Here is a 12,126-nt window from a genome sequence, read left to right as displayed (position 1 = left end):
AACTTAGTTAGAAGCTATAGCGGAACCCTAAGCCGAATGTACGACTATAAATAGAGGCTGAGTCGTTTAGAACAGTTGGTAGTTCGTAGTATTGACGATAAACCTCATCTGTAAGGTTTGTCGCATCAAATGTCACAACTAAGTCTTCAGTGACATCGTAACTTACTTGGAAGTCTAAACTTTGTTCTGGTCGACGATAAACACCTCGTGGATGTGCGAAACGACCTGAGCCATAGCGATTTAAGAATGAGTCACGCCAAACGTAAGAGAGGCGAGTGCTGAAATTTTCTCGTTCATAAATTAATACACCGCTGTAAGAGGTATCTGAAACACCAAATACGCTTCTGTTTGTGTATCCTGTTAACACACCTTCGTTGCTAAAGATTGGAATGTCTTGATCCGAATCTAAGAAGGTACCACTTGCTTGAAGGCCAATGCCATCTAACCACTGTGGAACAGATTCAGGGAAGTAAACTAAGCCAACTTCAACGCCTTTCAGAACACCATTGGAGGTGTTGCCAGGTTGAGAAAGTATATAATCTTCCATCTCACCGGTTTCTGGGTTTGGAAATTGAGCTTGGCGTAATGAATCAAAAACAAACCCTTCAATATCTCTGTAGAAGTAGGTCGCATACGCTGAGCTACCTTCATTAAAGTAGTATTCTAGTGAGAAGTCATAGTTAGTAGATTCAACTGGGCGTAGGCTTTGATTACCACCGCTTGCGTTGCCGTAGCCAACATTTGTAGTGTCTGGACGTAAATTAATAAAACTATTTAATTGGCCAAACTCTGGGCGGCGTAAGGTTTGTGTATAAGCAAAACGAGTAATTAAATCATCGCTTAAATGATAGCGTAGCGTTAAATTAGGTAAGAACTTTGCGCTACTATTTCGGCCAGTACTCTGTACTATGCCACCAACTTCTCCATCCCAGTGGTAAAAGTCCATGTCAGCGCCTGCGTAGGTATAGCGAAGACCAATATCACCGTCTAATCGATTACCAAAAAGTTGTGTTTCAAATTGGCTTTGCACATATGCAGCCCATGAAGTTTGGTCGATATCGAAGTTCTTTTGTAGCGTCATTCGACGCTCGCCATCGGCGCTATCGTAGAAATTAAACGTATCACGATACTCTGCACGGTTTTGCCATAAGTTTTTTGCATTAAAGGCAACCCATGATCTCGGCAAATCACTTTTCCCATCAAAGAAATCACTATTTACGTAGTGCGCTTCTGAGCCTAGAGATGCTAATGGAATAGGGTTAAATCGATTAGAATCACGACTACTGCTATCAGCTGTACGTTTATCATAACGAACACCTGCTTTAGCTTTTGTAAAGATACCCCAGTCAACATAGAAGTCGAGGTCAAGCGTGAATGTTAAGCCATCACCATTATCTTCACCGCCGTTATCGAACATGGTACTGGTGGTCCATAAGCTTGGATCGGTTAAATCAAGTGGGGTACCAAACTCTTCATCGTAAACAGTCCATGCCATGATGCCGTCTTCATGATTGAAGTCTGCCATGACAAATGGAAAACGAGTATTTGCCTGCATAGCAACAAACTCACGTTCATATTTACTTGTTTGATAGACCAACTCAGATTTTAGTGTCGCATCTTCAGATAGCGCCCATTTACCACCTAATGCAAACATGTAGCTATCAGTTTGGCTCTTAGAAAAGTCGCCGCTGGTAAATGCACCTGAGTCACCCCAAGCACGAGATTTGATGACATTTGTGCCTTCAAACAACACTGGTTGTGTCACGGTTTCTACCCGTGAAGAATCTGCGTATGAGAATAGTAGGTGGTTATTACTTTCGTTGCGGTAGCCATTGTAAAATGCTTCGAAAATATACTCTGATGTATCATTTGGTGCCCATTGAAATGACAGGTTTACTGCTGGGCGTTCACGTTTACCAGTTAGAGCTGACTGATTTAGTGCGTCACGACTTAGATAGTACTCAACCTCACTGTCAGTTGCAGGGTCATACATGGTTGCCCCTGGCGTTCTGTCCATACCGTGCTCAAGGCCAGTTGGCCATGGGTAAATACGATTTAAGTTATCAGCTCTAAATGGCACGAAACCACCTGGCGCACTATTTTCATCTCGGTAGCTGGTGCTAGCAAATGAAAGGTTAATTAATGCGCCTACATCACCAACAGATGACTCCCAACGATTGCTGGCAAGCACACTTACGATAGGATCGGTTTCTTCAGATTGGTCTTGATAAACGCCACGGGCATTGACCACAACCTTTGAGCCTTCAAAATTAAATGGACGTTGGGTGCGAACATTAAGCTGACCCGCAATACCGCTCGCTAATTGGCTGGCATTTCGTGTTTTGTATACCTCTACACTTTCAAGTAGTGCCGCAGGTATGTCTGCAACAGCAAGTTGACGCCCTGCTGCGGTGAACATTTCTCGGCCATTAATTGTAGTTGTAACATCGGTTAAGCCACGGATTGTAACAGTATTTACTTCACCCGATGCGCGGTCTGTTACCTGTACACCTGTTACACGTTGCAGAGCCTCAACAAGGTTATTATCAGGAAACTTACCAATATCTTCGGCAACAATCGCATCAACAACCTGAATTGATTGGCGCTTGATATTAACGGCTTTATTTAAGCTGCTTCGGATCCCAACAACTTCAATTATTTCAAGGGAATCATTGTTGTCATTTGCTTGAGCGTTTTGTGTTTGCTCTGCAGCCTCATCTGCTGCATAAACACATTGCCCAAAAAGGGCCATACAAATTGTGCTGGCTAATGTCGTTTTCTTAAACATTTAAAATAACCTCCAAAATTATTTTAATGCGAATCAATAACAGAAGTTATTTGATTCAGTGTTAAATCAGCATCATTAGAAAAACCTCTAATGTTCGACAAGGTGCTGATATCGTGTGTTTTTTTATTAAGTGTATTTTCCCTGCATTTTTGCCACCGGTGGCATTTTTAGCCAAATAGTTGCACCGCAAGTAAGCATGCCAGGCTTATTGTGTTGTCTTCATCCCCCTAACCACGCTCCTAAATTTTATAACACAGAAAATTTAGATGTTTAAGTATTATTATATTCTTTTTAATATTTTGTTACATGTTTCTGCTTATTTTCTAAAATAAGTTGTTTTTTATCAGGTGTTTATTTTTCCGGTGGAATTTCGAAAAAAGAGCATGAGAATGTAGTTACATAGCAGTTCGTATTATTTTTATGCTTCATAAAGAGAGGGTTCAGTTGTAGTGCAAGGTTTGATTTCTTTTTGGTGCAAGACAAAAAACAAATGACATAATTGTTAATTTATTTATTAAAATTAATGCAGTAGGTCGTTTTTTAGCGTCAAATATGATGAGTAAAACACGTGAACAAGGTGGATGAAATCTCAAAATGCTACCGGTGGCAATTGTATTATGATATGTATATACTTAATGGTAATATTAGCTTGTGTAGACTAAAAATTTTCTAAAAACATTATAATTTCAACAGTTAGAGGAACACATATGAGGAAGGATTATTTTGGCCGGCTTGAAAAAAAGCTAAGGTTAATAAGCAAACCAGCATGGTTTGAAACCAGTATATTAAGAAATGCGTTTATCGCTTGCTTGAGCTTCTTGGTTGTAGCCTGTAATAGTCAGCAAAGTGTTGACATTCAGCCTAATGATGACGCTAAAACAGACATAATGATGTTAAGTGGGACTGGCAGTGACGATGCGGTGAAATGGGACTTTTACTGTAGTGAAGGGCAAAACTGTGGTCAATGGAGCAAAATAGATGTTCCTTCTAACTGGGAGCAACAAGGCTTCGGTAACTATGATTACGGCTACATCCCAGATAAACATAGCGAACAAGGTATTTATCGTCGTGATTTTAGCCTACCTGCTGATTGGTCTGGTCGCAAAATTGAAATTGTTTTTGATGGTGTGATGACAGATGCCACTGTGTTTGTGAACCAACAACAAGTGGGGCCAACTCACCAAGGTGGTTTTTATCGATTCAGCTATGACATAACGCCATTTTTAAAAAGTGGTGAAGCTAATGAGCTAAAGGTTGTGGTAGATAAAGTTTCGGCTAACAAAAGTATTGAAGCAGCAGAACGCGCAGCAGACTATTGGGTGTTCGGTGGTATCTATCGTCAAGTCTTTTTACAGTCTTTGCCACAATCTCATATTGACTGGGTTTCATTAGATGCAAAAGCGTCTGGTGAATTTAAAATGGATGTTTATCTTGAAGGACTAGATAAATCAAATGCTTCTGCAGTTGAAGCACAAATTTTAGATTTAGATGGCAACCCAGTAAGTGAAACGTTTAATGCCAAACTTGATGGTAACAAAGTGCACTTAGCCACTAATGTTGACTCTCCTGAGCTTTGGAGTGCCGAGACGCCTAATTTATATCAAGTACGTATTGATTTAAAAGAAGGCTCTAAAACTCTACATAGTTTCGATAAAACCTTTGGCTTTAGAACTTTTGAATTACGCCCACATGACGGCTTATATTTAAATGGCGAAAAAATTATCCTTAAAGGGGTTAACCGTCACAGCTTCCGTCCAGCAACTGGACGTACTATGACTAAACAAGCCAGCATCGATGACATTAAGACGATGAAAAGCATGAACATGAATGCTGTTAGAATGTCGCATTACCCACCCGATGTGCACTTTTTAGAAGCGGCAGATCGTCTTGGTATTTATGTTATTAATGAGTTAGGCACATGGCAAAAGCCAGTTATTGATACGCCATCAGCGAGACGCCTCGTTGCACAGCTTGTTAAACGCGACCAAGCACACCCAAGTATTTTATTCTGGGCGAACGGTAATGAAGGCGGTTTTAATACCGATGTTGATGATGATTATCACCTTTATGACATTCAAAACCGTCCAATTCTTCATCCTTGGGAGTTGTTCCGTAATATCGATACTGATCATTACCCAACTTACTCGGAACTAGTAGCTAAAAAAGCCCGTAATGAAGTATTTTTCCCAACCGAGTTCTTACATGGCTTGTATGATGGTGGCCATGGTGCAGGTTTGAGAGATTTTTGGGACTTCATGATGTCAACTCCTGTTGGTGCCGGTGGTTTCCTATGGGTGTTTGCTGATGAGGGTGTTGAGCGTACAGATCAAAATGGCCGTGTTGATACCGACTTTAACCATGCGCCAGATGGTATTGTTGGACCTTATGGTGAAAAAGAAGCGAGCTTTTTTACAATTAAAGAAATTTGGTCACCAATCCAAGTTGAAAACTTAAAGAATGGCCAGTTACTTGCCGGTTCTTTTGACGGTCAGTTGCAAGTTAAAAACCTGTATGACTTTGTTGATCTATCAACTATGTCGCTCGAATGGCGTTTATATCAGCCAGTGACAGCGTTTTCTGATAAAAAGCAGCTTGTAGCGAGCAATAAAGCCACACTCCCTGCTATTAAGCCAGACTCGACAGGAACAGTACAATTGAACTTACCTGACAATTGGCAGCAAAATGGGTGGTTAGAGGTTGAATTTTTTGACCAGCAGCAGAATTCAATTTGGACAGATGCTTGGCCTATCCAGAGTGCGGCTAAACTTGCAAAATTAACTCAAGAGCAATTTGAAAATCAGGCATCAGCAACTAAACCAGCTCAAATTGTTAGTCAAAACGAATCTGAGTTAGCGGTTAAGGCTGCTGATAGAACAATTATTTTTGATGCAACAACAGGTCTATTAAAGTCATACAGTAAGCAAGGTCAAACTGCGGCGTTGACTAATGGTCCTAGGTTACTTCGTTCTGATAACTCACTAAATAAAGGGGTTTATAATGGTATTGGTTCATGGCTAACTCATGATCCAAATGCTGAGAAAGAAGCGCAACAAGATAAAAAACCGACAGAATTAAAGTCTGAAATTATTGCTAATGATTTAGTGATTGAAGTGATGAACCCGCCAGCAGGCATTACAAAGCTAACTTGGACTGTTCACCCTGAAGGTCATTTATCAATGGATGTTGATTACTGGCTTGACGGTGAATACATCCTTCATGGCGTTGGTTTTAATTATCCGAAAAAAGCAATTGAGCATAAACGTTGGTTAGGTGATGGCCCTTACCGTGTATGGGCTAACCGCTTAGAGGGTGTAAACTACTCTGTTTGGGAAAATGATTATAATGAAGGCGTTGCTGGCGAGCGCTGGGAATTACCTGAATTTAAAGGGTACTTCTCGGATGTTCAGTGGCTTACATTAAGCTCTCAGCAAAGTGAAATCACTTTCTCTACTGCAACTCCGGAACTATATGCGCGAATTATGCAGCCTGATGATGGTGAGCGCCCTGATAATACATTAGCACTTAAATATGATGAAGAAATTAGCTTCTTACACAGAATTAGTGCAATAGGGTCTAAGTTCCACGCTGCACATCACCTTGGTCCACAAGGTCGACCTGTGGCAGAAAGAGGAATAAACAATATCAAGCTAACGATATACTAATTTACAAAGAGTTACTCGTTTTAGTAAAAGCGCTGCAGAAACCTGCAGCGCTTTTTTGTTTTAATCCACTAAAGTGCATTAATAAAAAGTGATTGTTTAGGGTTAAGGTTTCTTATGGATGTAGCACTATAGTTATAGGTCGCTTTTTAAATAGTTCTACTACATTGAGTTAGTCATCAACTGACAGACAACAATGATAACGACTATAAAGGCGATATATGCAAAAAGTAACACAATTATGTAAACGAAAATCAGCGTCGTTTACTCCGCTCGCAGTGCTCTGTGCTGCTATTTTCTCGCAGCCAAGTTTTGCAGGGAGTTGGCAGCAAAATGTCAGCATTGGCGGTTTTAATAATGTTCATATTTACACTCCTGATACGCAATCAAGCATAGGCAATGGCCATTCTTTGATGCTGGTACTGCATGGCTGCGTGCAACCCATTAATAACTACTTAACTGCGAATCTCGAAGATGCAGCCGAAGCCCATGGCATGGTAATAGCCGTTCCTGATGCTATGAATAAAGCAGGCTATAGCTGCTGGTCATATTGGCAAGGAGCAATCAATCGCAGCTCTGGCGATTATAAAAATCTGGTTAATTTAGCCAATACATTGAGCGCTGATGCAACGCGTAATATTGACCCTAAACAAGTGTATATTGCAGGCTTATCATCTGGAGCCGCAATGGCTGCACAAACGGCTTGTGTAGCGCCTGATGTATTTGCTGGGGTTGCACCAAGCGCTGGGCCAACCATCGGCACAAGTTCAAGTGGGGCAATTTCGACCTGTGAAACAGTGTCTGAAAACACCTTTGTATCCCGCTGTGAAAGCTATGCTGGCAGTTATAAAGATCATTTTGCCACACAAATAGCGGTGATTGGTCATGGTACTGCCGATACCACAGTGAATACCTGTTACAACCAGCAAAACGCAGATGGCTTTGCTGCCCTTTATGGGGTTAATCAACTTTCAGGCACAACGACAATAAGTGATGATGCAACGCGTAACGCTGAGCAGTCACTTTGGCAAGAGAATCGGGTTGCTATGCTGTGGTTTAATAATTTGGATCATTCGTGGTCGGGCGGGCAAGGTGCGTCTGGCGATTATGTGGCGGCAAACAGTATTAATTTTGCAACCTATCTCGGTGAGTACTTTGCGGCTAATAATAAACGAGTTGATCGTAATGCAGGCCCTGAAATTAGTAATTTAACTGCCACAGACAGTAATAATCAGCTCACCATTACAGGCAGTGCAGTCGACCCAGAAGGCAGTGTAACCAATGTTGATATTAACGTGTATAGCCTAGTCAGTGGCGCGGCAAGCTTAATTGAGTCACTGAACGTGCAAATCGATGCGAATAATACCTTTAGCGGGGTGACAAGTGCACTCAGCGATGGACTTTATGAAGTGCGTGTCAGTGCAACAGATAATGAAGCGAAACAAGGTGATGAAGCTAATCTTACGGTACGCGTTGGACCAGAGCCTGCAGCTACAGCACCACTACTGAGTGATACTGCGGCTAGTGTAAACGGGCAGTGCGCTACAGTGACGGGAACGGTGATTGATAATAATCAAAACTTAAGTACTGTAGTGGTCAGTTTTAGCAATGGTGATGTGACAGCTACAGTGAATGGGCTTGAGTATTTTGCTGAGCAATGTAATCTAGCTGGCGGCAATAATAGCGCAGTGATCACCGCAACAGATGATACCGCGCTGACATCAACAGATAGCATTAGTTTTGTCATCGATGCTGGCGTGACAGGCGATTACAATCTTCATATCAACGAAGGCCATATTAGCTGGGGTGAAGGTTATTCTGCCTGTTATTTAGCGTTTGGAACCGCTGCCTTTACAATGCGCGAGTATTCAGCGGGTACAAATCAATGTCAGTGGATTGCTGATGATGATTCAAGTTGTGCAGGGCCATTACAAGCATGCAAAACCACCACTGAACCGACTAATGACGCAGACAACGACGGTGTGCTCGACGGCGCAGATAATTGCCCGAATGTAGCGAATGCTGATCAAGCTGATAACGATAATGACGGGATTGGTAATGTGTGTGACAGCACTCCTGATGGTGAAACGAGTGACTCTGACAGCGATGGTGTTAGTGATAGCCTAGATAACTGCCCGCTGGTGGCCAATAGTGATCAACTGGATAGTGATGCAGATGGTGTGGGTGATGCGTGTGACTCAACACCGAATGGTGATTACCAATGCAGCGAAACTACTTCAAGCAACTATGCACATGTGCAAGCAAATCGCGCAACCACGAATGGTTCTTACGCTTATGCGGTGGGTTCAGGTGATAACCTAGGTCTTTATAACACTTTTTATACCAGTACCTTAGCGCAAACTAGTGCTGGGTATTATGAATTAGGTAATTGCCCTAATTAATAGATGTGTGTCGCCCATTCGGGCGACACTTTTTTCTAAACAGCGTTTAGAATTTATAAGTCAGAGTTAGGCTACCGTTTGTTGGCGCGCCATAATAACCCACAGTTTGTAAGCTATTGATGTATTGCTCATCAGTAATATTATTAACGTTTGCCTGTACTGCAACTTGGTCATTAATATTCCAACGCGCGAAGGCGTTTAGCAGCGCGTAACTACCTTGCTTAACATTGTAATCAGTGCTTTCGATTTTAGATTGCCAACGGCCATTTAAACCAACAACCACTGCATCTGTTAATGCATAGTCTACTGTTACACCAACAACATCGCGAGGTGCCCATTTATTGGTGTCATCACCATTTTCATCTGTTACATCAATATGCGTATAAGATGCGACGATATTCATAGCGTCGGTGATTTTACCTGTGACTTCAAATTCATAGCCTTCTGATTCAATAGACACGCCTTCATAGTAATAAATGCCATCTTCTGTCAGGCCTGCGTATTGCGCAAAGTTATCTTGCTCAGCAGTAAAATAAGCAAATGTTGTCATTAGGGCATCATCAAACCAAGAAGCCTTAACACCGGTTTCAAAGTTAGTGCCTTTGGTAGGTGCTAAGTATTGGCCGTTGTAATCAGCTTGCTCTTGTGGCTGATAAATATCTGAGTAACTAGCATATAAGTTTAAATCATCGTTTAACTTATAGGTAAAACCGATATATGGGCTAGTTTCGCTCTCATCATTATCGATAGATGCACCGGCATTCATACCTGAGCGTTCAAATTCAATAGCGTTAAAACCAACCACAGTAAATAATTTATCCGTAATATTTAACTGAGCAGAGCCAAAGTAACGGGTTAGCTTTTGTTCAATATCTGAATACAGAACCGGCGTTAACCATTCAGGTTCTGGGATCGCATCTAAATCGTACGGGAACGCAGGCGTTGGTCCGGCCGCTGGTGTATTTGCAAAATCAAACGGGTGCTGATACATCACATCATCACTTTTTGCATGGCTTACCCCAAAGCTCGCTTGGTGCTCTTTACCAAACAATTCAAAGGCACCAAATGCTTTGATTTCAAATAAATCAGCATCAATTTCACTATCATAACGACCAGGAGAACCATTTAGGCCAAGGTTAGTATCTTTATCAATAGTGCCATATGCATAAAAAAGTTTATCTTGCTCTTCAAAACTGCGGAAGTTGTAGCTCGCTTGAAGTTGCCACGCGTTTGCAAAAACATAGTTGTATTCAACAAATGCAGAGGTGTTAATGGTGTCCCACATTGTCCACTCTTGGGTGGTTGTGTCGCTGACATCCCATTTAGCTTGCGTACCATCTGTGTAGTTATAAACAAGGCCGCCCCAAGTATTGCCATCGGTATCTGCATCTTGATATGAATAACCAATAGTAACCGTTGAGTTATCTGTAAGCTGACCATCTACCACTGCAGAGAAAAACTCGCGGTTGTTCTCAAGGCCATCTAGGTATGACTCTTTATCTTCTGCAGCAGCCACAAAACGAGCAGCCCAACTACCTGATTCGGTCAGTAAAAGAGAATAGTCAGCTTGTAAACGTTTAAAATCCCATGAACCAACAGAGACGCCGATCTCGCCGCCGTTTTCGTTTTTAGGGCGTTTGCGCACATAGTTAAGCGTACCCGATGCATTACCTACACCAGTGAGTAAGCCATTGGCACCACGAATAACTTCAATTTTTTCGTAGCCGTATGCTTCCATTGCGCCGGTAACGATACCCCAGTCATTCGGTAAGCCAACGCCATCGATTTGTGTATTCTTAATTTCAAAACCACGTGATGTGTAGTTGGTACGGTTAGTTTCCCATTCTTCAACATTGATACCAGGTGCTAAGCGTAAAGCATCATTAATGTTAAAAGCGGAATAATTCTTTAGTTGCTCAGCAGAAATCACACTGATTGATTGCGGAGTTTCATCAATTTCTAGCGCTAAACCTGTCGCTCCTTCACTAATACGGTTTTGTCGAATACCCACAATTTCGATTTTTTCGAGATTAGCCTCTACGTCAGTCGTTTGCTCTGCAAAACTGATTTGAGGGTAAAGTGCACAAAGAATAGCGGTTGCAATAGGCAACTGAGTGAATTTCATTTTTATCTCCGCGTGTTATTAGCAAATTTTTATAGGGTTATTGTTTTTAATAAGGAAACAATCGGCGGGTAAGTTATCACAAGTGATAATAGTTATCATCACCATTCATCGCAAAGGTGATATGTTAATACAAATAAATGTAACAAATTGTTTCAAAGAGTTTTGTCTGTATGAAAAGGCGAGTTTACTAATTGGGTATGAAAAAGGCGCCCTGAGGCGCCTAGATAATTTTATTTATTATTACTCGACATCGAGCTGCCAACGGACGCGGTTATTACTAGTAAAATAGCTAACCATTGCCACACGCTTAAAAACTCACCTAGGATTATAAAGCCAGCTAATGCTGCAATCGCTGGCTCTAAACTCATCATAATGCTAAAGCCTTGCGCTGGCATATTACGTAGTGCCATCATTTCTAAGGTATAGGGTAGTGCACTTGACATGACTGCCACTAAAATACCGAGCGGTAATACTTCCCAACTCAATAGTGCAGCGCCTTGAGAAGCTGCGCCGTAAGGCACAAGTACAATCGCGGCGACGCTCATACCCATGGCAACGGTCATTCCGCCTGAGCCTTGGTTTCCAGTCTTTTTGCCAAACAATATATAAAACGCCCAACACGCTCCCGCCGCAAGGGCTAAAATAACACCTACAGGGTCAAGGCTGTCTTCGCCTTTCATATCTGGGAGCAATAAAATTATGCCAGCAATGGCGCAGGCTACCCAAAACAGGTCGCGTTTTTTACGTGACGAAAGAAGAGCAACCGCAAGGGGGCCAGTAAACTCTAGTGCTACACCTATCCCTAAAGGAATACGTTCAATCGCGTAATAAAACAGAATATTCATGCCTCCTAAACTCAAGCCATAAACGATGATCGGCATACGTTGCCCAATAGGCGGAAATGCGCGCCAAGGTTTAAACACAAGGCACAAAATAGCTGCTGAAAAGCCTAAGCGCAGTGCTGTGGTGCCTTCAGGGCCAATTAAAGGGAATAATTGCTTTGCAACAGAGGCTCCAGATTGAATGGTAACCATTGCGAGGAGCACGCAAATAACAGCAATAAAAAACGGTGGAATGGTGCGCTGCATCACTGTCCTTATGAAAGTTAATAGCTCAAGTTTGCGGCGATTCTACTGATGTTTTATTGGAGAA

Annotated in this window: 5 protein-coding genes; 2 read left to right on the top strand and 3 right to left on the bottom strand. The window is 41.9% G+C overall.

The window, feature by feature from the left end:
• Positions 1–7 precede the first annotated feature (7 nt).
• Positions 8–2,788: a TonB-dependent receptor gene (locus AOG26_RS10845; protein ID WP_054562496.1), complete on the bottom strand. Its 2,781-nt coding sequence runs from the start codon at positions 2,786–2,788 to the stop codon at positions 8–10.
• Positions 2,789–3,495: 707 nt separating this feature from the next.
• Here AOG26_RS10845 and AOG26_RS10840 point away from each other — a divergent pair.
• Positions 3,496–6,450: a glycoside hydrolase family 2 protein gene (locus tag AOG26_RS10840; protein ID WP_054562495.1), complete on the top strand. Its 2,955-nt coding sequence runs from the start codon at positions 3,496–3,498 to the stop codon at positions 6,448–6,450.
• 218 nt (positions 6,451–6,668) lie between these two features.
• Positions 6,669–8,849, top strand: a complete 2,181-nt coding sequence (locus AOG26_RS10835; protein WP_054562494.1) for an extracellular catalytic domain type 1 short-chain-length polyhydroxyalkanoate depolymerase — start codon at positions 6,669–6,671, stop codon at positions 8,847–8,849.
• 46 nt (positions 8,850–8,895) lie between these two features.
• Here the strand turns inward: AOG26_RS10835 and AOG26_RS10830 are convergent, their stop codons facing one another.
• Both AOG26_RS10830 and AOG26_RS10825 read right to left on the bottom strand, forming a co-directional pair.
• Entirely contained in the window at positions 8,896–10,974 is a 2,079-nt protein-coding gene (locus tag AOG26_RS10830) for a TonB-dependent siderophore receptor (protein ID WP_054562493.1), read from the bottom strand.
• A gap of 230 nt (positions 10,975–11,204) precedes the next feature.
• A complete protein-coding gene (locus tag AOG26_RS10825; protein ID WP_054562492.1) occupies positions 11,205–12,062 on the bottom strand; it encodes an EamA family transporter in 858 nt (285 codons plus the stop codon).
• Between the last annotated feature and the right edge of the window lie 64 nt (positions 12,063–12,126).

Origin of the sequence: Pseudoalteromonas sp. UCD-33C, from assembly GCF_001306895.1 — a bacterium.
Taxonomy (GTDB): domain Bacteria; phylum Pseudomonadota; class Gammaproteobacteria; order Enterobacterales; family Alteromonadaceae; genus Pseudoalteromonas.
Note: the sequence above shows the minus strand (reverse complement) of the source record. Positions and strands in the feature narration are given on the sequence as shown.